The organism is Pseudomonas sp. RIT411 (assembly GCF_003057735.2).
GTDB classification, from domain to species: domain Bacteria; phylum Pseudomonadota; class Gammaproteobacteria; order Pseudomonadales; family Pseudomonadaceae; genus Chryseomonas; species Chryseomonas oryzihabitans.
This window is the reverse complement of sequence record NZ_QBIZ02000010.1, coordinates 1-19,938: the sequence shown is the minus strand read 5'-3', so window position 1 is coordinate 19,938 and position 19,938 is coordinate 1. Positions and strand designations below refer to the sequence as shown.

Genomic DNA, 19,938 nt, shown 5'->3' with positions numbered 1-19,938 from the left:
TGCGCGGAGCGCCGCCTCAGGAGGCAGACCGCGGGGTCAGGCTGGCCGGACTGGCTGCGGCATCCGCGGCCGAGTCACTGTGGGAGCGCGGCCGCAGGGTGGCGTAGGCTTCCCGCCAGTTGCGGTGCTCTTCAGCCTTCCAGACCTGCAGGTGCAGTTGCGCCATGCCGTCCGGATCGCTGAGCAGACGCCACTGGTCGTCGCCCTTGGTCTTTTCCGGACCGGCGGCCAGGACCCGGGCCACCCGCTCTTCGCGCAGCCGGCGCGCCGGCTCCACCACCTTGCCGTGGCGACCGCGGGCCATGCCGATGGCCAGGGCATTGAGCACCGGATCGACGGTGGCGCGCAGGAAGCCCCTGGTCAGGGCATTGCGGTTGTTCAGGTGCAGGTACTCGTCGGTCGCCACCAGCTCGCGCGGCGGTGCGTACTCTTCCGGGATCAGGAACAGGTGATGGCGGCGACTGCCCAGACCCAGGTTGGTCCGGCTGGAAATCACCGACACCGGTGCCGACAGGATCAGCGACACCACGATGGGCGACAGCCACCAGAGGAAGCGCGGATCCAGCCAGGCCACGCCGGCGGTCCAGATCAGACCGAGCAGCATCTGCGAACCATGGCGGCGGAAGGCTTCGCTCCAGGGCGTGTCGTTGTCATCCCGCTGGGGCGAATTCCACTGCACCGACCAGCCCAGGAAGGCGGCGGTCACGAACACCGTGTGGAACAGCATCCGCACCGGTGCCAGCAGCACCGAGAAGAGCATCTCCAGCATCATGGAAAGGAACAGCCGCAGGCCGCCACCGAATTCCTTGGCGCCCTTGGCGATGATCAGCACCACGCTGAGCAGCTTGGGCAGGAACAGCAGGATCAGGGTGGTGGAGAACAGCGCGATGGCCTGCTCCGGATGCCACTGGGGCCAGACCGGGAATAGCTGGCGGGGCTGGAAGAAGTACTGCGGCTCCAGCAGCTTGTGGATCGCCAAGAGCGCCGTGGACAGCACCAGGAAGAGGAACCACAGCGGCGCCGACAGGTAGGACATCACCCCGGTGAGGAACACCGCGCGGTGTACCGGGTGCATGCCCTTGACCAGAAACAGCCGGAAGTTCATCAGGTTGCCATGGCACCAGCGACGGTCACGCTTGAGTTCGTCCAGCAGGTTGGGCGGCAGTTCTTCGTAGCTGCCCGGCAGGTCGTAGGCGATCCACACGCCCCAGCCGGAACGCCGCATCAGCGCCGCTTCGACGAAGTCGTGAGAGAGAATCGCACCGGCGAACGAACCCGTGCCCGGCAGCGGTGCCAGGGCGCAGTGGTCGATGAACGGCTTGACCCGGATGATGGCGTTGTGGCCCCAGTAGTGGGATTCACCCAGCTGCCAGAAGTGCAGGCCGGCGGTGAACAGCGGTCCGTACACGCGGGTGGCGAACTGCTGCAGGCGCGCGTACAGGGTGTCCATGCCGGACGCCTTGGGCGCGGTCTGGATGATGCCGGCACGCGGATTGGCTTCCATCAGCCGGACCAGGCTGGCCAGGCATTCGCCGCTCATGACGCTGTCGGCGTCGAGCACCACCATGTACTTGTACTGGCTGCCCCAGCGACGGCAGAAGTCGTCGATGTTGCCGCTCTTGCGCTTCACCCGACGACGACGACGGCGATAGAAGATGTGGCCGAAGCCACCGACCTCGCGGCACAGCTCCAGCCAGGCCTTTTCTTCGGCCACGCATTTGTCCGGATCGTTGCTGTCGCTGAGGATGAAGAAGTCGAAGTGCTCCAGCTCGCCGCTGGCGCGGACCGACTCGTAGGTGGCGCGCAGACCGGCGAAGACCCTTGGCACGTCTTCGTTGGCGATGGGCATCACCAGGGCGGTACGCGACTGGGGATCGATCGGCTCGGTGCCGGTGGAGCTGGCCGAGATGCTGTACTTGTCGCGGCCGCTGAGCAGCTGCCAGAAGCCCATCAGGGCGGTCCAGAAACCGGCGGACACCCAGCAGAACAGCAGGGCGAAGAGCAGCAGGATGCTGGTCTGCACCACATAGGGCAGTACCTGGCGGATGGACTCGCCCCAGCCCTGACGGTAGACCTCGCCGAGATCGACCAGCGCCCAGCCCTGATAGGGCAGCACGGCCTTCATGTACCAGGTGGCGATGCCGGTCTGCACCAGCATCAGGATCAGCAGGATGAAGCGCCGGAAGGAACCTACCTTGCGCCAGTGCGCATGGGCATCGGCTTCGGGATCGGGTTGCCAGCGGCTGTGATCCTTGCGGCCGAGCAGCCGCTTCCAGCTCCGCGCCACGGGATTGGTGCGCCAGGGATCGGGCACCATCATGGAGCGGGTCATGGGCGGGGTGGCCTTGATGAAGACGCGACCCTGGGCATCGCTGCCCAGCAGCTCGCCATCCTCCAGGGTGTCGTCCCAACCGGCGGCCAGACGCGCTTCGGTGGAGGCGATCACCGCCTCGGCCCCCTGGGCGCCTTCGCCGCGGGCACCGGCCAGTTGCCGGTGCAGCGACTCGACGTCCGCCGTCTGGTCCAGCACCTGCCGTTGCCCGGCGGGCAACGGCAGGTGTTCGAGGTAGTCGCCAGCAGCGGCGACCGAGGTATCGCGGGTGGTGTTATTCATTGGCAGGTAGCTGGTAAGTCCAGGTTTCGCTGAGCGGTTTGTCACCCTGGGCGAGGTTGGCGCGCATTTCCACCGGCTTGGTCTGATCCTTGACCTTGAGTCTCAAGGTCAGGCGATAGCCCTTGGTAACCGGGTTGTAGCGCACAGAGTTCTCGACCAGTTCACCGTTGGCATCCAGGCTGACCTGGGAGCCGACCTGCGAATCCTCGGGCAGGTCATCGAGGTTCGGACCTTCGAAGTCGATGATGTAGGCCAGGCTGCCATCGGTCTGGCGCACCAGGTTGGACTGGCGCACGTCACCGGTGGACAGACGGGTCTGGGAGACCCAGGCCAGGTCCTTGGTGTGCAGGTTGGGTTCGTCGGTGGTGAAGTGCAGGCGATAGCTGACATCGATCGGCTGGCCCTTCTCCGGCAGGGTGTCCGGCGTCCAGAAGGCCACGATGTTGTCGTTGGTCTCGTCCGGGGTGGGGATTTCCACCAGCTCGACGTGACCCTTGCCCCAGTCGCCCTTGGGCTCTACCCAGCCGCTGGGACGCTTGTCGTAGCGCTCGTCCAGGTCCTGGTACTTGTAGAACTCGTGGCCACGCTGCAGCAGACCGAAACCGCGCGGATTCTCGATGGTGTAAGTGCTGACCGACAGGCGGCGCGGGTTGTTCAGCGGACGCCACAGCCACTCACCGTTGCCGGCATGGATGGCCAGACCGTTGGAGTCGTGCAGTGCCGGACGATAGTTGACCTGGGCGCTCGGCTGGTTGGGGCCGAACAGGTACATGCTGGTCAACGGCGCGATACCCAGCTTGTTGACGTTGTCGCGCAGGAACACCTTGGCTTCGACGTCGACGGTGCTGTCCTTGCCGGGAGTCAGCACGAAGCGATAGGCACCGGTGGCGCGCGGCGAATCGAGCAGCGCATAGATCACCAGGTTGCGGCGATCCGACTGGGGCTGTTCGACCCAGAATTCAGTGAAGCGCGGAAATTCCTCGCCGGACGGCAGCGCGGTGTCGATGGCCAGGCCACGGGCGGACAGGCCATAGACCTGGTTCTTGCCGATCACGCGGAAATAGCTGGCGCCGAGCATGGTCATCAGCTCGTCATGCTTGTCCGCCTTGTTCAGCGGATAGAGCACCTTGAATCCGGCGAAGCCGAGATCCTTGAGCTGGGCCTGGTCGACCTGCAGGTTGCCGAAGTTGAACATCGAGGGATCGTATTTGATCTCTTCGACATTGTTGGCGGTGACCTCGTTGATCTTCACCGGCACGCTGTAGTGCATGCCCTCGTGATAGAAATTCAGGCGGAAGGGCGTCTTGGCATCCTTCCAGTAGGCCTTGTCCTGATTGAAGGTGATCTGCTGATAGTCGGCATACTTCATGCCGCTGAAGGATGCGGGCAGGTTGCTCTTGGGCGCGACGAATTTCTGGCCGGAGAGTTCTTTGGCCTTGGCGGCCACGTCGTCCAGGCTGAAGGCCAGGGCCTGGGCACTGAACAGACCCAGAGCGACGGAGAGCCCGATCAGGGCGAAGCCCTGCTTGCCCGGCTTAACTTTGGAATGAGATAACACGCAGCCTCCTAAATCAGCGTACGAATACGTTTGGCGACGGGTGGTCGCAAAACGGATAGGCAGAGGTCCGACTCCCGCAGGGGTCAATGATTCCCCAGTTGGACGACCGTTCAAACTCGAACTGCGCAATCATAGACACTTGGCAGGGCGCTGTAAGGGGCGCCCTCACTAAATCGACAATAAAAATGTCACTGGTCCGTCGTTGACCAGGGAAACCTGCATGTCGGCGCCGAAACGACCGGTCTGGACCTCGGGATGAAGGTCGCGGGCGAGGCCTACCAGATGGTTGAACAGCCGCTCGCCCTGGGCCGGTGGCGCGGCGCTGGAAAAGCTCGGCCGGCGGCCGCTGCGGGTATCGGCGGCCAGGGTGAACTGGGAGACCAGCAGCAAGCCGCCGCCGACGTCCTGCAGGGACAGATTCATGCGCTGCTCGCCGTCGGCGAACACCCGGTACTCCAGCAGTCGCTTGAGCATGCGACTGCAGACGGCCTCGTCATCCGCCGGCTCGATACCGACCAGGACCAGCAGGCCCGCGCCTATGGCGCCGACCGTATGGCCCTCAACCTCGACGCTGGCGCGGCTGACCCTTTGCAGCAGCGCCTTCACTCGGCCTCCTGGGGCAGATCGAGCAGCTGGCGGGCGATCTGATCGGTCGCCCGCACCAGGGCGTCGCAGATACCGGGCTCGCTGGCCGCATGACCGGCGTCGCGGATGATCTGCAATTCGCTGCCCGGCCAGGCGTGGTGCAGGGCCCAGGCATTGTCCAGCGGGCAGACCATGTCGTAGCGGCCGTGCACGATCACCGCCGGGATATGGGCGATCCGGGGCATGTCGCGCAGGAGCTGGTCGGGCTCGAGGAAGGCATCGTTGATGAAGTAGTGGCACTCGATGCGGGCGATGGCCAGGGCGTGCTCGCTGAATTTCTCCAGCACGTCGGGATTGGGCCTCAGGGTCACCGTACGCCCCTCCCAGCAGGACCAGGCGCGCGCGGCGGACATCTGTGCCAGTTCGTCCGGACCGGTCAGGCGGCGATAGTAGGCCTGGATGAGGTTGCCGCGCTCTTCCTCGGCGATGGGGTGCAGATAGTCCTGCCAGAAATCGGGAAACAGCCGGCTCGCGCCTTCCTGGTAGAACCACTGCAGATCCACCGGGCGGCAGAGAAAGATGCCGCGCAGGACCATGGCCTTGACCCGCTCGGGATGGCGCTGGGCATAGGCCAGCGCCAGGGTCGACCCCCAGGAGCCACCGAACAGCACCCATTGCTCGATGCCCAGGTGTTCGCGCAGGCGCTCGATGTCCTCGACCAGGTGCCAGGTGGTGTTGTTCTCCAGGCTGGCATAGGGCGTGGAGCGACCGCAGCCGCGCTGATCGAAGGTGACGATGCGGTAGAGATTGGGATCGAAGAAGCGCCGGCTCAAGCGATCGCATCCGGAGCCGGGTCCGCCATGGATGAACAGCACCGGCAGACCATCCGGCGAGCCGCTCTCATCGACATAGAGCACATGGGGCGCTTCGACGGCCAGCTCGTGGCGGGCGTAAGGCTTGATTTCCGGATACAGATTCAGCATGTCGCGCTCCGCGGGGCAGGGTCGGCCCCTTCATCATAGACCTGCACCTTACCGGGTTTCCACGCTACCCGGGCTTGCTTCACGTCCAGTGGCACCCGCACCATCGACGACCAGTCGCCCGAGGAGATCGCCATGTCCCATGCCAAGCTGCAGTTGCTGCTGATCGATCCGCAAAACGATTTCTGCGACCTGCCGGGTGCGGCCCTGCCGGTGCCCGGTGCGGTGGCCGGGCTGCAGCGCGTCGCGGCCCTGATCGAGCGCCTGGGTGCCCGCCTCAGCGGGGTGCAGGTGACCCTGGACTCCCATCAACCGCTGCACATCGCCCATCCGCACAGCTGGCAGGATGCCCAGGGCCAGCCACCGGCGCCCTTTACCCAGATCGGTGCGGACGAGGTGGCCAGCGGTCGCTGGCAGACCCGTGATCCAGCCGAACGTGCCCGGGCGCTGGCCTATGTGCAGGCGCTGGAAGCCGGGGGTCGCTATCGCCTGGTGATCTGGCCGGAGCACTGCCTGGTGGGCGGCTGGGGCCATGGGGTGCAGCAGGATGTCCATCAGGCGCTCAATGCCTGGGGCCGGCAGCAGGGACGCCTGGTGGATTTCATCGCCAAGGGCGGCAATCCCCATACCGAACATTATTCGGCACTGCGCGCCGAGGTCCCGGATCCGGCGGACCCGGGCACCGCGGTGGACGCTGGCCTGATCGCCCGCCTCCAGGCGGCCGATACCCTGTTGATCGCCGGCGAAGCGCTTTCGCACTGCGTGGCCAGCACCGTTCGCGATCTGCTGGAATTCTGGCCGCGGGAGAGGCGCCAGGACCTAGTGCTGCTGACCGACTGCAGTCATTCGGTGCCGGGCTTCGAAGCCCAGGGCGACGCCCTCCTCGCCGAGATGCGCGCCGCCGGCATCCGCCTGGCGACCTCGACGGACGTGCTCTAGCCCGTCCGTCCGCGGCCCTACTTGATCTCGTAGAGACCGGTGTAGGTCGCCGAAGCCAGCTGGTTGAGGTGGATCATGAAGCGACCGACCGCATTGGTCGCGTCCGCCGGCACCGGCAGCTGATCGACCTTGAGCGCATGCAGCTGGAAGATGTAGCGGTGCGGCTTGTCACCCTTGGGCGGCGCCGCGCCGCCGAAGCCGCGGGTGCCATAGTCGTTGATCAGCTGCAGGGCGCCCGCCGGCAGACCCGAGCCATCGGCGCGGCCGGCGTCTTCCGCCAGGCCCTGGGTACCGACCGGGATGTTGACCACCACCCAGTGCCAGAACCCGCTGCCGGTGGGGGCGTCCGGATCGTAGACGGTCAGCGCCAGGCTCTTGGTATCGGCCGGCAGATCGGACCACTGCAGCGCGGGCGAGATGTTGTCGCCGTGGGCACCGAAGTCGGCCACGTCGAATTCGTGGCGCTTGGGCATGAAGGCGTTGTCGGAAAAGGCATCGGTCCAGAGTTTCACGGGGAGCTCCTGTGGCCTAGGGCATGTGGGCGTCGGTCTCGCGCCAGACCAGACGATTGAGGTTGTAGCCCTTCTCGCGGGCGATGCGCAGCAGCTTTTCGCTCTGCGCCGCGGAAATGTCGGGCTTGCGCGCCAGCAACCAGAGGTACTTGCGATCCGGACTGCCGACCAGGGCGGTCTTGTAGTCGTCGTCGACATAGAGGATCCAGTAGGGTCCCTTGGCGACATTGGGCAGGACACCGCTGAACCAGGTATCGAAGCGCACTTCCAGGCGATCGGTCACGCCCGGCTTGATGGGGGTGGCGGTGCCGGTGGCTTCCTCCACCTTGCCGTCCAGGGTACGGCAGCGGTTGAACACGGCGACCGAGCCGTCGGCCATGACGTGATAGTTGGCTTCGGACTGGGCGCACTTGCGCTGGAAGAACATCGGCAGCCGCGCCACCTCGTACCAGTGTCCCTGGTAGCGCTGCAGGTCGACATTGCCCGCGGTGAGCGGCGGGACTTCGCGCGGGCCGCTGGCGCAGGCCGCGAGCAGTCCGGCGGCACCCGCCAGCAGTAGCAGTTTGGTAGAGGTTTTCATCGCAGACCCTGCCCGGCGAACATCGCCACCTTATCGTTGAGATACTGCACGCTGATGAAGGAGCCGCGATCGCCCCAGGTACAGGTGGTGACGCCCAGGGCACCCGCGCATTCCGTGGGTACACCCAGGATCTGCTCCACCTCGGCCTTGGTCTGGCCGGCCTTGAGCCGGGAATAGTTTTCCTGATTGACCTTGCCGCAGCCAGCCAGCATCAGACTGCCCACCAGCAACAGCGCCAAGCGCCCTTTCATACCTCTGCTCCTCCATCCTGACGGCAAGGCTATAGAGCCCGCCCGGCCGCCAGGGTTCGCTTCGTCAGCCGGCGAGATAGGAGGAACGGGTCAGGCCCAGGCGCATGGCGTCGAGGAACTGGGTGCGCTCGCGCGCGGTGAGGCGCGCACTGGCTACCTTGTCGCGGTAGTAGGTCATCAGCTCCTCGGGCGAGAGGTGCACGTACCTGAGCATGTCCTCGATGGTGTCGTGGGTCTCGATGCCCCCGTGGCGCACACTGCCGTCGGCGTCCTGGTAGACGTTCACCGAATCGGTGTCGCCGAACAGGTTGTGCATGTCGCCGAGGATCTCCTGGTAGGCGCCCACCAGGAACACCGCCAGCAGATAGTCTTCGCCCTCGCGCACCTCGTGCACCGGCAGGCTGGTCTCGATGCTCTGCTCGTCGACGTACTGCTTGATCTTGCCGTCGGAGTCGCAGGTCAGGTCCTGCAGCACGGCGCGGCGCACCGGCTCCTCGTCCAGGCGGGTCAGGGGCACGATGGGCAGGATCTGGTCGATGGCCCAGGTGTCGGGCAGGCTCTGGAACACCGAGAAGTTGCAGATGTACTTGTCGGCCAGCTTGTCGTTGAGTTCGTCGAGCACCTGGCGGTGGGAACGCTGGCGCGCCTTGAGCTGGTTGTAGAGGCGACGGCAGATGGCGAAGTAGCACTGCTCGGCCAGGGCCTTGTCGCTCAGGCTCAGGGTGCCGGCGGCGTACTGGGCGGCGGCTTCGCTGACGTACTGGGTGGCGCGCCAGTAGGTCTCGGTGACCATCTCCGGATCGGTGTCGCCGAGCAGTTCGGCCAGCCACTGCACCACCTCGGCCTTGCCTTCGAAGCGCTCGCTGGCCGGCACGCTGTCGTTGTGGCGTTCGACGTCGGTGACCTGCATCACCAGCATGGCGTGGTGGGCGGTCATGGCGCGACCGCTTTCCGAGAAGATGTTCGGATGCGGCAACTCCTGCTGGTCGCAGAATTCCTTGAGCATGCCGACCACGGTACCGGCGTAGTCGTCCATGTCGTAGTTGATCGAGCTGGCGTTGCGCGAGTGGGTGCCGTCGTAGTCGACGCCCAGACCGCCGCCGACATCGATGTGGTCCAGCGGCAGGCCCAGGGCGCGCAGCTCGGCGTAGTAGCGGATGGCTTCGCGGAAGCCCTGGCGGTAGTCGGCCAGGTTGGCGATCTGCGAACCCATGTGGAAGTGCAGCAGGCGCACGCCCTGCTCCAGGCCGGCGGCGCGGAAGCGCTCGATCACCGACAGCAGCTGGGCGGCGGAGAGACCGAACTTGGACTTCTCGCCACCGGTGTCGGCCCACTTGCTCGACGCCAGGGACGACAGCCGCACCCGCAGGCCGACCTGGGGCGTGACCTTGAGCTCGGCCGCCTCCTCGATCACCAGCGGGACCTCGGATTCCTTCTCGATGACGATGAAGACGCTGTGGCCCAGCTTCTGGCCCATCAGCGCCAGGCGGATGAATTCGCGGTCCTTGTAGCCGTTGCAGACGATGGTGCCGCCCTTGGGCGCCAGCGCCAGCACCGCCATCAGCTCCGGCTTGGAGCCGGCTTCCAGGCCGATGGAGACGTCACGGGTGGCGATGATGTTTTCCACCACCGCCTCCTGCTGGTTGACCTTGATCGGATAGAGGGCGGTGTAGCGACCCTGGTAGTCCAGGCGCTCGATGTTGCGATCGAAGGCGCCGGTCAGGTGGCGCACCTGGCCCTGGAGGATGTCGGGGAAACGCACCAGCAGCGGCAGCGACAGCCCCGCTTCGCGCAGCTGGCCGACCAGCACATGGAGGTCGATCGGCTGGCCATCCGGGCCGTGGGGGCGGACTTCGACGTTGCCGGCGTCGCTGATGGCGAAGTAGCCGGCACCCCAGTGGCGAATACCATAGACGCTGCGGCTGTCCGCCACGGTCCACTGGCTGCCGTCATCTTTGCGCGTGCGTCGTGGGGACATTCGCGGGAATCTCCTGTAGGGAATCTTGCTTTGGATGGACCGCCGCCAGGGGCGGTAAGTTGTACGCGGAGGCTGGAAGGCCTGGCCTAGCCGCCCGATCTCTTGGTCTTGAAGCCGCGTTTTTCGAGTTCGCCGAGCAACAGATCGACATGGTCGCCCTGGATCTCGATGACGCCATCCTTGAGCGCCCCGCCGGTGCCGCAGCGACGCTTGAGCGCGCTGGCCAGGTCCTTGAGCTCCTCCTCGCCCAGGGGCACGCCGCTGACCGTGGTCACCGTCTTGCCGCCACGGCCCTTGGTCTCGCGGCGCACCCGGGCGATGCCGTCGCCCGCCGGAGCCGGCGCCTGAGGTTCTTCCGGGCGAATGCGGCCGACGTCGGTGGAGTACACCAGACGGCTGAGATCCGACAGCGACGAGGTTTTCTTGCTCAAAGGACGGTCCTCCCAGTCGGGTTCAGGCGCCGGGCGCCTGGAGGAAGCCTTGGACGCAGCGCCGGCCGGCACGGGCCGCGCTGGTCCGGGGCCGCGCAATGTAGCAGCATCGTCCGCGGATGCTAAGGCGCGAATGCGAGAAATTAAGGCAGGGATGCGACATCCGCGCGGCTGAGCGCCAGCTGCAGGGCTTCCAGCGAATCCGGGCAATAAGGTCGCTGACGCGCGTCGTCGAGGATGGCCGCCGGGGCCAGGAAGCGCGCCTCCAGCACCTCTTCCGGTTGCAGCCGCAACGGACCGTTCCAGCGCGCGCTGAACACGCCGCCCCAGAGGCGATTGCCCGGCTCCTCGAAATAGAAGGTGCCATGGGCGCGCAGGGGCACGCCGCTGACGCCCAGTTCCTCGGCCAGCTCGCGAGCGGCGGACTCCGCATAGCTCTCGCCCGGCGCCACCATGCCGCCGGCGGCGACGTCCCAGTAGCCCGGGTAGAGCGCCTTGCTCAGGGTGCGCCGGTGCACGCAGAGTTCGCCGGCATCATTGAACAGGAGGATGAAGGTGCAGCGACCGATCAGGCCGCGGGCACGCAGTTCCGCCCGCGGCAATTCACCCTGGATGCGGTCGTCGCGATCGACCCAGACCACCCGTTCCCGGTCGGAGGCGGCGCGATGCGCCGCTTCGCGAGCGTCCGGCGTCATCAGCCCTGTTCCAGCAACTGGCGCAGGTCGATGATGGCGGCGTTGGCGCGGGAGATGTAGTTGGCGATCACCAGCGAGTGGTTGGCCAGGATGCCGAAGCCGCTGCCGTTGAGGATCATCGGACTCCAGACCGGCTGCTGCGCCGCTTCCAGTTCGCGGATGATCTCGCGCACGTTCACCGTGGCGTTCTTCTTCGCCAGGGTGTCGGCGAAGTCGACCTCGATGGCGCGCAGGATGTGCGACAGCGCCCAGGCCTGACCGCGGGCCTCGTAGAAGACGTTGTCGATCTGCAGCCAGGGCGTCTCGACGCGCTGCTCGTGCACCTCCGGCACCTGGCCGGCGGGGATGTCCTGGTTCGGCCGCACCTCGGCGTCAAGGCGAACCCGACCGACGCTGGCGGACAGCCGCTGGGACAGCGAACCCAGGCGGGTCTCGACGTCACCCAGCCAGTTGCGCAGGTTGTCCGAACGCGAATAGAAGTAGGCGGTGGGCTGGCCCTGGGCATTCTGGCCACCCAGGCGCGCCAGGTAGCGGTCCAGGGAGGCGATGCCGGCGCGGTATTCCGATTCCGACGAGGGCATGGCCCAGCTGTGGTTGTCGAAGTTGAAGCGCGGCTCGGCCTGGGCCAGGTCGACGTCCTCGGTGGACTGCGACTGGGAACGGGCGAAGTCCTTGCGCAGGGCGCGCGCCAGGTCGCGGGTCTGCACCAGCACGCCGTATTCCCAGGACGGCATGTCGTCGAGCCAGAGGCCCGGCGGGAAGATGTCGTTGGAGAGATAGCCACCCGGCTTGTCCAGCAGGGTACCGGCCACCTGCTTGAGGGTCTCGACCGTGGTGTAGCCGAGCACCAGCTTGCGCCCGCTGGCCGCGGCCGCCTCCTGGGCATGCTGCTGCACCGGGAAGAAATCCGGTTCGCGACTCCAGTACCAGCCTATCGCCAGGGTGACCAGCAGGTAGAGCGCGACCAGCACTGCCACCAGCCGGAGCCATCCCGACCTCAAGTTCCACTCCCGCATGGGCAATTCCTTGCAATGTTTTCAAAGGTGTTGGCGCTTGGACCCCTGCCTGCGGCGCCGGTTGCGCAGCCTTGGCGGCCGGCGCGGGCGCCGTGCACCCGGGCAGCCGCTTCCGAGACTAGGGTAACAGGCGACGGACGCTACTCCAGAAGCGACCGACAGTGTCCATGCGAGCGGCATAGCCGCCGCTAACCAGGGTACCGCCTCTCCCCTGCCCGCCAGCAATTGGTAGCATAGGGCCACCACCTCAAGAATGACGGAACAATTCGTGAGCGAACCAGATGATCCGAGCCGGGACCGCCTCAAGCTGCACTTCGCGCAACGGGTCATCCACCAGTCGCGCCAGGTGCTGGAGATCTGGCAACGGCTGCAACGAGACGAGTGGACGGCCGGCAGCCTGGTCGAGCTGACCGACGCCAACGCGCGCCTGTTGCAATACGCCAAGCGCTTCGAGCAGCAAGGCCATGCCGAGCTCGCCGAGGCCATCGGCGCCTCCCTGGCCCAGGTCGCCGCCAATCGCGGTCGCCTCAACAGCCAGGCCATCACCGAACTCAGCCTGGCCATGCAGAGCCTGTCGCGCACCGGACTGCGCCAGGGTGACCAGCTGGAAACCACCAGCCTGCCGCCGCTGCGCAAGCCGATCTACATCGCCCTGCTCGACACCGAGCGCGCCGAGCGCCTGGCGCAGCAGATGGAATACTTCGGCGTCACCATCCAGATCATCCACGGCGCCGACGACTTCCGCGCGATGATGGACAGCCGGCATCCGGCGGTCATCGTCATGGACGTGGACTTCGGCGGCGCGGGTGCCGGCATCCAGCTGGCGCTGGAGGCCCAGACCGGTCTGGAGCGCAAGCTGCCGGTGCTGTTCTACAGCCACCAGGAAGCCGACACCCCCTTTCGCCTGGCCGCGGTGCGCGCCGGCGGCCAGGAGTTCTACACCGGCACCCTGGATTCGGCGCGGCTGCTGGAAAAGATCGAGACCCTCACCCGCACCGTCTACTACGATCCGATCCGTGCCCTGGTGGTGGACGACTCCCGCGCCCAGGCCATGGCCACGGAAATGGCGCTCAACAGCGCCGGCATCGTCACCCGCACCCTGATGCAACCCGGCGCGGTGATGGCGCACCTGGCCGAATTCGTGCCCGATCTGATCATCCTCGACATGTACATGCCCGAGTGCACCGGCACCGAGCTGGCCAAGGTCATCCGCCAGCACGAGCGCTATGTCAGCGTGCCCATCATCTACCTGTCGGCCGAGGACGACCTCGACAAGCAGCTGGACGCCATGAGCGAAGGCGGCGACGACTTCCTCACCAAGCCGATCAAGCCGCGCCACCTGATCGCCACCGTGCGTACCCGCGCGGCCCGGGCGCGCAGCCTGCAGGCGCGCATCGTCCAGGACAGCCTCACCGGCCTGTACAACCACACCCACACCCTGCAGCTGCTGGAAGACGCCTGCTTCCGCGCCCGGCGCAGCCAGCGGCCGATCACCTTCGCCATGCTGGACATCGACCACTTCAAGCAGGTCAACGACCACTACGGCCATCCCATGGGCGATCGGGTGATCAAGAGCCTGGCGCTGTTCCTCAAGCAGCGCCTGCGCAAGTCCGACCACATCGGCCGTTATGGCGGTGAGGAATTCGCCATCGTGCTGCCCGACACCGACCTGGCCACCGCCACCCGCCTGATCGACGAGATCCGCCAGCGCTTCGCCGAGATCCACTATCCGGCGCCGCCCAAGGAGCTCAGCTGCACCTTCAGCGCCGGCGTGGCGCAGCTGCAGCCCGGCCAGGAGATGCCCGCGCTGGCCAAACAGGCGGACGAAGCCCTCTATGCCGCCAAGCATGCGGGGCGCAATTGCGTGCGCCAGTACGGCCAGGACTGACCAGCCAGATGCCTCTGCTATGATCGGCCGCTGCCGATCGCCGAGAAGCCCATGCGTGTCCTGCTGTTCCTGCTCGCCCTGCTGCTGACCCTGCCCGCCACTGCCGGGCTGTTCGATGCGCCGCGCCCGAGCGCCGCACTGGGCCTGGACGGTCAGCGCCCCAGTCAACAATTCCTGCCGGTGGATCAGGCCTTTCGCCTGGAGCAGCGCCGCGACGCCGAGGGCCGTCCCCAGCTGCGCTTCACCATCGCCGAGGGCTACTACCTCTATCGGCAACGCTTTGCCTTCGACGCCGACCCCGGCCTGCTCACCGCGCCGGTAGCCCTGCCGCCCGGCGAGCCCAAGCACGATGAATGGTTCGGCGACGTCCAGGTCTATCACGCCGGCGTCGACATCCCCCTGCCCCTGGCGCCCGACCGCGGCGGCCAGATCAAGGTGACCTACCAGGGCTGCGCCGATCGCGGCCTCTGCTATCCGCCGGAAACCCGCACCCTGGACATCGCCGGCCCTGCGCTTGCGACCCCGGCGGCCACCGTGCCCGTCCCCGCTCAGCTCGACTGGCACAGGATCCTGCTGGCCTTTCTCGCCGGACTCGGGCTGACCTTCACCCCCTGCGTCCTGCCGATGCTGCCCATCGTCTCGGCGGTGGTTCTGGCCGGCAAGGCGCGCCCCGGACGTGGCCTGCTGCTGGCGCTGGCCTACGTGGTGCCCATGGCCCTGAGCTTCGCCGCCCTGGGCGCACTCATGGGCGTCTTTGGCGCCAGTCTCAATCTGCAGGCGCAATTGCAGTCGGCCTGGGTGCTGATTCCCTTCGCCGCGCTGTTCTCGCTGTTCGCCCTGGCCATGTTCGGTCTCTTCGAACTGCGCCTGCCGGCGGTCCTGCGCGAGCGCCTGGAACAGCTGGCCAGCGGCACCCGCGGCGGTTCCCTGGGCGGCGCGGCCACCCTCGGCGTGCTCTCCAGCCTGATCGTCTCGCCCTGCGTCTCCGCGCCCCTGGCGGGCCTGCTGCTCTATATCAGCAGCACCGCCGACTGGCTCGGTGGCGGACTGGCGCTGTTCGCCCTGGGCCTGGGCATGGGTACCCCGCTGATCCTTATCGCCGCCGGTGGCGGCGCCCTGCTGCCACGCAGCGGCGCCTGGCTGGTGGGCATGCGCAATGCCTTCGGCGTCCTGCTGCTGGCGGTAGCCCTGTGGCTGCTCGAACGGCTGCTGCCGGGGCCGCTGGCGCTGGCCGCCTGGGGCCTGCTGGCGGCCGGCGTCGGGCTGTTTCTCGGCGCCCTGGAATTCGTACCCAAGCCACCCCGCCAGCGGCTGCTGCAACTGGCCGGCCTGACCCTGGTGGTTTACGGCGCGGCCGCCGGCATCGGCGCCCTGCGTGGGGCCAGCGATCCCCTGCGACCGCTGGGCGACGCCGCGGCGCCCGCCGTGGCCGGCCGCGCGGACGTCATGCACAGCCTCAGCGATCCGGCGGCCCTGGCCAGCCGTCTCGGCCAGGGGCGACCGGTGCTGGTGGACGTCTATGCCGACTGGTGCATCAGCTGCAAGCTGATCGAGCGCGAGGTGTTCGGCAATCCCGAGGTCCAGGCGCACTTGCGCGACTTCACGCTGATCCGCTTCGATATGACGCAAAGCACCCGGGAACAGCGGCAGTGGCTGGAACGGCAGGGGCTGTTCGGTCCGCCAGCGATCCTGTTCTATGCCGGCAGTGGCCAGGAGCAGACCCAGGCGCGCATCGTCGGTGAAATCGACGCCGCGGGTTTTCTTGCCCGACTCGGTGAAGCAAAAAGGCTTATCGCCAGCGATTAAAAGAATTTCGCCCAACGTGCGGGTATTTCCGGCAAACGTCTAGCGACTGGACAGTCACCTCCGGTTGCGGCATAGTCCGCGGCCAATCTGGTTGCGAAATCGCGAGGCAAGTGGCTATGGCGCATCTGCTGGTACTGCACGGGCCCAACCTGAATCTCCTGGGCACCCGCGAGCCGGGCGTCTACGGGGCCACCACCCTAGCCCAGATCAACGCCGATCTCGAAGCCCGCGCCACTGCGGCGGGGCATCGCCTGCAATACCTGCAAAGCAACGCCGAGCACCTGCTGATCGAACGCATCCATGCCGCGCGTGACGAAGGGGTGGATTTCATCCTCATCAATCCGGCTGCCTTCACCCATACCAGTGTCGCCCTACGTGACGCCTTGCTCGCGGTGAGCATCCCATTCATCGAAGTGCACCTGTCGAACGTGCACAAGCGCGAGGCCTTCCGCCACCATTCCTATTTTTCCGACGTGGCGGTCGGTGTCATCTGCGGGCTCGGTGCCAGTGGCTATCGCCTGGCCCTGGAAGCCGCCTGCGAACAGCTCGCCGCCCGCGGCTGAGCGCGACTCAATATCCAGAACATCACCTGAACCCGAGGGGAGAGCCAACGCCAATGGACATCCGTAAAGTCAAGAAACTGATCGAGCTGCTGGAAGAGTCCGGTATCGACGAGCTGGAAATCCGCGAAGGCGAAGAATCCGTCCGCATCAGCCGCAACACCGGCCGCGGCCAGGGCATGCAGACCGTCTACGCCGCTGCCCCCGCTCCGGTCGCCGCCCCGGCCCCGGCTGCCGCGCCGGCCGCTGCCGCTGCACCCGCCAGCGAAGCCGCCGCGCCGCAACTGACCGGTAACGTGGCACGCTCGCCCATGGTCGGCACCTTCTACCGCGCCTCCTCGCCCACCACCCCGGCCTTCGTCGAAGTCGGCCAGCAGGTGAAGAAAGGCGACATCCTGTGCATCGTCGAAGCCATGAAGATGATGAACCACATCGAAGCCGAAGCCAGCGGCACCATCGGCCAGGTGCTGGTCGAGAACGGTCAGCCCGTCGAATTCGACCAGCCGCTGTTCACCATTGTCTAAGCCCGTGGAGCCCACGATGCTGGAAAAAGTCCTGATCGCCAACCGCGGGGAAATCGCCCTGCGCGTGGTGCGTGCCTGCAAGGAGCTGGGCATCAAGACGGTGGCGGTTCATTCCACCGCCGACCGCGAACTGATGCATCTGTCCCTCGCCGACGAATCGGTGTGCATCGGCCCGGCCCCCTCGCCCCAGTCCTACCTGAACATCCCGGCCATCATCAGTGCCGCGGAAGTCACCGGCGCCACCGCCATCCACCCTGGCTACGGCTTTCTCGCCGAGAACGCCGACTTCGCCGAGCAGGTGGAGCAGTCCGGATTCGCCTTCGTCGGCCCCACCGCCGACGTGATTCGCCTGATGGGCGACAAGGTGTCCGCCAAGAACGCCATGAAGCAGGCCGGTGTGCCCACCGTGCCGGGCTCCGACGGCGCCCTGCCGGATGACGAGGCCGAGTGCCTGCGCATCGGCCGCGAAGTCGGCTATCCGGTGATCATCAAGGCCGCCGGTGGCGGTGGTGGTCGCGGCATGCGCGTGGTCGAGGACGAGGCCGAGCTGATCAAGTCGATCAAGCTGACCCAGACCGAAGCCGGCGCCGCCTTTGGCAACTCCATGGTCTACATGGAGAAATTCCTCGGCAATCCGCGTCACGTGGAAGTCCAGGTGCTCTCCGATGGCCAGGGCAACGCCGTGCACCTCTATGACCGCGACTGCTCGCTGCAGCGCCGTCACCAGAAGGTCATCGAGGAGGCGCCTGCGCCCCAGATCGACGAGAAGGCCCGCGAAGAAGTCCTGGCACGCTGCGTCAAGGCCTGCATCGACATCGGCTACCGTGGCGCCGGCACCTTCGAGTTCCTCTACGAAGACGGTCGCTTCTACTTCATCGAGATGAACACCCGCGTGCAGGTGGAGCATCCGGTGACCGAGATGATCACTGGCGTCGACATCGTCAAGGAGATGCTCAGCATCGCCGCGGGCAACCCGCTGTCGATCAAGCAGGAAGACATCAAGATCACCGGTCACGCCATCGAGTGCCGGATCAACGCCGAAGATCCCAAGACCTTCATGCCCTCTCCGGGCCTGGTCAAGCACTATCATGCACCGGGCGGCAACGGCGTGCGGGTGGATTCGCACCTGTACAGCGGCTACAAGGTTCCGCCGAACTACGATTCGCTGATCGCCAAGCTGATCACCTGGGGCAAGACCCGCGACGAGGCCATGGCCCGGATGCGCAACGCCCTGGACGAGCTGATCGTCGACGGCATCAAGACCAATGCCGATCTGCACCGGATGCTGACCCGCGACCAGGCCTTCGGCCAGGGCGGCGTGAACATCCACTACCTGGAGAAGAAGCTCGGCCTGCGCCACTGAGGACGTGACGAGCTCTGATTCAGCGAACGGGCTGCCCTCGGGCAGCCCGTTTTCATTTACCCTCCCCGCTTTGACCCGATTCAGGTAGCCCACCATGTCCTGGCTGCAAGTCCGCCTCGCCCTCACCCCCGCCCAGGCGGAAACCTACGAAGACCTCATGCTCGAACTGGGCGCCGTCTCGGTGACCTTCATGGACGCCGAGGACCAGCCGATCTTCGAGCCGGATCTCGGCACCACCCCGCTGTGGTCCCAGACCCACCTGCTGGCGCTGTTCGAAGGTGATACCGACGCCGCCGCCCTGGAGCAGCGCGTGCAGCTCCTGGCCAACGGCCTCGTCTACGAGGTGGAGCGCCTGGAAGACCAGGAATGGGAACGCAGCTGGATGGACAACTTCCAGCCCATGCGTTTCGGCCAGCGACTGTGGATCGTGCCCAGCTGGCACGAGGCCCCGGAACCCGAGGCGGTCAATCTGCTGCTGGATCCGGGCCTGGCCTTTGGCACCGGCACTCATCCCACCACCTCGCTTTGCCTGCAGTGGCTGGACGGCGAACCGGTCCAGGGCCTGCAGGTGCTGGATTTCGGCTGCGGCTCGGGCATCCTCGCCATCGCTGCCCTGCTGCTGGGCGCCGAGCGCGCCGTGGGCACCGACATCGACGTCCAGGCCCTGGAAGCCTCGCGGGAGAATGCCAATCGCAACGGCATCGACCCGGCACGCTTTCCGCTGTACCTTCCCGTCGATCTGCCAGGCGAGCCGGCCGACGTGGTGGTGGCCAACATCCTCGCCGGTCCGCTGGTCGGCCTGGCCGAGCAGATCACCCGCCTGACCCGCATCGGCGGTCGCCTGGCCCTTTCCGGCATCCTCGCCGAGCAGGCCGAGGACGTGCGCGCCGCCTATGCCGGCTGCTTCGACCTGGAACCCACCGCCACCCTGGACGGCTGGGTACGCATTAGCGGCACCCGTCGTCGCTGACCTGCGCACCGCCACCGGTCCGCTCACCCGGCGGCCCGGTGGAGGCCCTTCTTTCGCCAGGGCCTTCGGGTACACTAGCGCGCTTCACTCCCTGGCTGTCGCCTCGCCATGACCGAATCCCTCGTCGCCCAGTGTCCGCATTGCCATACCCGCTTCCGCGTCACCCAGGAACACCTGGCTGCCGCGGACGGCGACGTACGCTGTGGCGTCTGCCTGGAAGTGTTCAACGCCAGCAACCAGGCCGCGCCCCTGACGGCGCCGCAGCCCATGCCCGTGCCACCTGCGCCCGTGGCCGAACCGGCGCCGACGCCCAGCGAAGCGGCCTGGCCCCATGACGAACTGGACCTGAGCCACCTGGAGCTGGACGCCGAGGTCGCCCGTCTGGGCGCCCTGGAAGAACAGCGCCGCGCGCCGGCAGCACCTTCCGCAGCAGCAACGCCGCCCGCCGTGGCCGCGCCGCGGGAAGAACCGGCACCGGTCCAGGGCCTGGCGGCCCATCGCCCCCAGCACGACGAAGACCCCTTCGAACTGCCGTCGCTCGGCGCCGCCTCGGCCGAGCGCGAACCCGAGCCGGAATCCCTGCGCCTGCCGGCCGAACCCGAGGTCGAGTTCGAACCGCAGCCCGCGCCCTTGCCGCTTCCCGCCGCCGAGCCGGAACCGGAGCCCGAGCCCGAGCCTGAGCCCGCCG

Annotated in this window: 19 protein-coding genes; 8 read left to right on the top strand and 11 right to left on the bottom strand. The window is 66.8% G+C overall.

The window, feature by feature from the left end:
- Positions 1 to 16: 16 nt before the first annotated feature.
- The 4 genes from mdoH to pip all read right to left on the bottom strand — a co-directional run bounded on the left by mdoH (position 17) and on the right by pip (position 5,740).
- On the bottom strand, positions 17 to 2,614 hold the full coding sequence (mdoH, locus tag DBY63_RS15010) for a glucans biosynthesis glucosyltransferase MdoH (protein ID WP_108582359.1): 2,598 nt from the start codon (positions 2,612 to 2,614) through the stop codon (positions 17 to 19).
- The gene (locus DBY63_RS15005; protein ID WP_026083843.1) at positions 2,607 to 4,124 is read right to left on the bottom strand and encodes a glucan biosynthesis protein G; all 1,518 of its coding nucleotides are present in this window, start codon (positions 4,122 to 4,124) and stop codon (positions 2,607 to 2,609) included. Before DBY63_RS15005 ends, mdoH begins: the two co-directional genes overlap by 8 nt.
- Before the next feature lie 216 nt (positions 4,125 to 4,340).
- Positions 4,341 to 4,778 (bottom strand): D-aminoacyl-tRNA deacylase, encoded by a 438-nt coding sequence (gene dtd / locus DBY63_RS15000; RefSeq protein WP_027598929.1) that lies wholly within the window; start codon positions 4,776 to 4,778, stop codon positions 4,341 to 4,343.
- Entirely contained in the window at positions 4,775 to 5,740 is a 966-nt protein-coding gene (gene pip / locus DBY63_RS14995; RefSeq protein ID WP_027598930.1) for a prolyl aminopeptidase, read from the bottom strand. The genes dtd and pip overlap by 4 nt, the downstream gene beginning before the upstream one ends.
- A 132-nt stretch (positions 5,741 to 5,872) precedes the next feature.
- Between pip and DBY63_RS14990 the strand changes: the two genes are divergently transcribed.
- Positions 5,873 to 6,676: a hypothetical protein gene (locus tag DBY63_RS14990; protein WP_108582358.1), complete on the top strand. Its 804-nt coding sequence runs from the start codon at positions 5,873 to 5,875 to the stop codon at positions 6,674 to 6,676.
- Between the two features lie 17 nt (positions 6,677 to 6,693).
- Here the strand turns inward: DBY63_RS14990 and DBY63_RS14985 are convergent, their stop codons facing one another.
- The 7 genes from DBY63_RS14985 to DBY63_RS14955 all read right to left on the bottom strand — a co-directional run bounded on the left by DBY63_RS14985 (position 6,694) and on the right by DBY63_RS14955 (position 12,139).
- Positions 6,694 to 7,188, bottom strand: coding sequence for a YbhB/YbcL family Raf kinase inhibitor-like protein (locus DBY63_RS14985; protein WP_027602891.1), 495 nt, complete (start codon positions 7,186 to 7,188; stop codon positions 6,694 to 6,696).
- 16 nt (positions 7,189 to 7,204) lie between these two features.
- Positions 7,205 to 7,768, bottom strand: a complete 564-nt coding sequence (locus DBY63_RS14980; protein ID WP_007161595.1) for a lipocalin family protein — start codon at positions 7,766 to 7,768, stop codon at positions 7,205 to 7,207.
- Positions 7,765 to 8,019, bottom strand: a complete 255-nt coding sequence (locus DBY63_RS14975) for a hypothetical protein (protein WP_108582357.1) — start codon at positions 8,017 to 8,019, stop codon at positions 7,765 to 7,767. The genes DBY63_RS14980 and DBY63_RS14975 overlap by 4 nt, the downstream gene beginning before the upstream one ends.
- Positions 8,020 to 8,083: 64 nt before the next feature.
- On the bottom strand, positions 8,084 to 9,997 hold the full coding sequence (gene speA, locus DBY63_RS14970; RefSeq protein ID WP_007161593.1) for an arginine decarboxylase: 1,914 nt from the start codon (positions 9,995 to 9,997) through the stop codon (positions 8,084 to 8,086).
- An 86-nt stretch (positions 9,998 to 10,083) separates the two neighbouring features.
- On the bottom strand, positions 10,084 to 10,428 hold the full coding sequence (locus tag DBY63_RS14965) for a translation initiation factor Sui1 (RefSeq protein ID WP_027598933.1): 345 nt from the start codon (positions 10,426 to 10,428) through the stop codon (positions 10,084 to 10,086).
- A gap of 143 nt (positions 10,429 to 10,571) precedes the next feature.
- Positions 10,572 to 11,123 (bottom strand): NUDIX hydrolase, encoded by a 552-nt coding sequence (locus DBY63_RS14960; RefSeq protein WP_108582356.1) that lies wholly within the window; start codon positions 11,121 to 11,123, stop codon positions 10,572 to 10,574.
- Positions 11,123 to 12,139: a DUF2333 family protein gene (locus tag DBY63_RS14955; protein ID WP_007161590.1), complete on the bottom strand. Its 1,017-nt coding sequence runs from the start codon at positions 12,137 to 12,139 to the stop codon at positions 11,123 to 11,125. The genes DBY63_RS14960 and DBY63_RS14955 overlap by 1 nt, the downstream gene beginning before the upstream one ends.
- Positions 12,140 to 12,407: 268 nt before the next feature.
- On the opposite strand from DBY63_RS14955, the gene DBY63_RS14950 reads away from it, so the two are divergent.
- From DBY63_RS14950 to DBY63_RS14920, 7 genes are all read left to right on the top strand, one after another.
- Entirely contained in the window at positions 12,408 to 14,027 is a 1,620-nt protein-coding gene (locus tag DBY63_RS14950; protein WP_017641054.1) for a PleD family two-component system response regulator, read from the top strand.
- Between the two features lie 51 nt (positions 14,028 to 14,078).
- Positions 14,079 to 15,833 (top strand): protein-disulfide reductase DsbD, encoded by a 1,755-nt coding sequence (gene dsbD / locus DBY63_RS14945; RefSeq protein ID WP_108582355.1) that lies wholly within the window; start codon positions 14,079 to 14,081, stop codon positions 15,831 to 15,833.
- A gap of 116 nt (positions 15,834 to 15,949) precedes the next feature.
- Positions 15,950 to 16,396 carry a type II 3-dehydroquinate dehydratase gene (aroQ, locus tag DBY63_RS14940; RefSeq protein ID WP_007161587.1) on the top strand — a complete coding sequence of 149 codons (447 nt, stop codon included), beginning with the start codon at positions 15,950 to 15,952 and terminating at the stop codon, positions 16,394 to 16,396.
- 53 nt (positions 16,397 to 16,449) lie between these two features.
- Entirely contained in the window at positions 16,450 to 16,917 is a 468-nt protein-coding gene (accB, locus tag DBY63_RS14935) for an acetyl-CoA carboxylase biotin carboxyl carrier protein (RefSeq protein ID WP_007161586.1), read from the top strand.
- A gap of 16 nt (positions 16,918 to 16,933) precedes the next feature.
- Positions 16,934 to 18,280: an acetyl-CoA carboxylase biotin carboxylase subunit gene (gene accC / locus DBY63_RS14930; protein ID WP_027598936.1), complete on the top strand. Its 1,347-nt coding sequence runs from the start codon at positions 16,934 to 16,936 to the stop codon at positions 18,278 to 18,280.
- Positions 18,281 to 18,374: 94 nt separating this feature from the next.
- Complete coding sequence (gene prmA / locus DBY63_RS14925) at positions 18,375 to 19,250, top strand: 50S ribosomal protein L11 methyltransferase (protein WP_108582354.1); 876 nt, start codon at positions 18,375 to 18,377, stop codon at positions 19,248 to 19,250.
- A 108-nt stretch (positions 19,251 to 19,358) separates the two neighbouring features.
- Positions 19,359 to 19,938 (top strand): MJ0042-type zinc finger domain-containing protein (locus DBY63_RS14920; RefSeq protein ID WP_177411460.1); only part of this gene is annotated, 580 nt, incomplete at its 3' end.

What these genes read in the sequence shown, in the direction of transcription:
- pip (WP_027598930.1), bottom strand. Translation starts at nt 5,740, where the DNA reads ATGCTGAATCTGTATCCGGAAATCAAGCCTTACGCCCGCCACGAGCTG.
- dsbD (WP_108582355.1), top strand. Translation starts at nt 14,079, where the DNA reads ATGCGTGTCCTGCTGTTCCTGCTCGCCCTGCTGCTGACCCTGCCCGCC.
- speA (WP_007161593.1), bottom strand. Translation starts at nt 9,997, where the DNA reads ATGTCCCCACGACGCACGCGCAAAGATGACGGCAGCCAGTGGACCGTG.
- mdoH (WP_108582359.1), bottom strand. Translation starts at nt 2,614, where the DNA reads ATGAATAACACCACCCGCGATACCTCGGTCGCCGCTGCTGGCGACTAC.
- accB (WP_007161586.1), top strand. Translation starts at nt 16,450, where the DNA reads ATGGACATCCGTAAAGTCAAGAAACTGATCGAGCTGCTGGAAGAGTCC.
- DBY63_RS14960 (WP_108582356.1), bottom strand. Translation starts at nt 11,123, where the DNA reads ATGACGCCGGACGCTCGCGAAGCGGCGCATCGCGCCGCCTCCGACCGG.
- prmA (WP_108582354.1), top strand. Translation starts at nt 18,375, where the DNA reads ATGTCCTGGCTGCAAGTCCGCCTCGCCCTCACCCCCGCCCAGGCGGAA.
- DBY63_RS14990 (WP_108582358.1), top strand. Translation starts at nt 5,873, where the DNA reads ATGTCCCATGCCAAGCTGCAGTTGCTGCTGATCGATCCGCAAAACGAT.
- DBY63_RS14955 (WP_007161590.1), bottom strand. Translation starts at nt 12,139, where the DNA reads ATGCGGGAGTGGAACTTGAGGTCGGGATGGCTCCGGCTGGTGGCAGTG.
- DBY63_RS14980 (WP_007161595.1), bottom strand. Translation starts at nt 7,768, where the DNA reads ATGAAAACCTCTACCAAACTGCTACTGCTGGCGGGTGCCGCCGGACTG.
- aroQ (WP_007161587.1), top strand. Translation starts at nt 15,950, where the DNA reads ATGGCGCATCTGCTGGTACTGCACGGGCCCAACCTGAATCTCCTGGGC.
- accC (WP_027598936.1), top strand. Translation starts at nt 16,934, where the DNA reads ATGCTGGAAAAAGTCCTGATCGCCAACCGCGGGGAAATCGCCCTGCGC.
- DBY63_RS14975 (WP_108582357.1), bottom strand. Translation starts at nt 8,019, where the DNA reads ATGAAAGGGCGCTTGGCGCTGTTGCTGGTGGGCAGTCTGATGCTGGCT.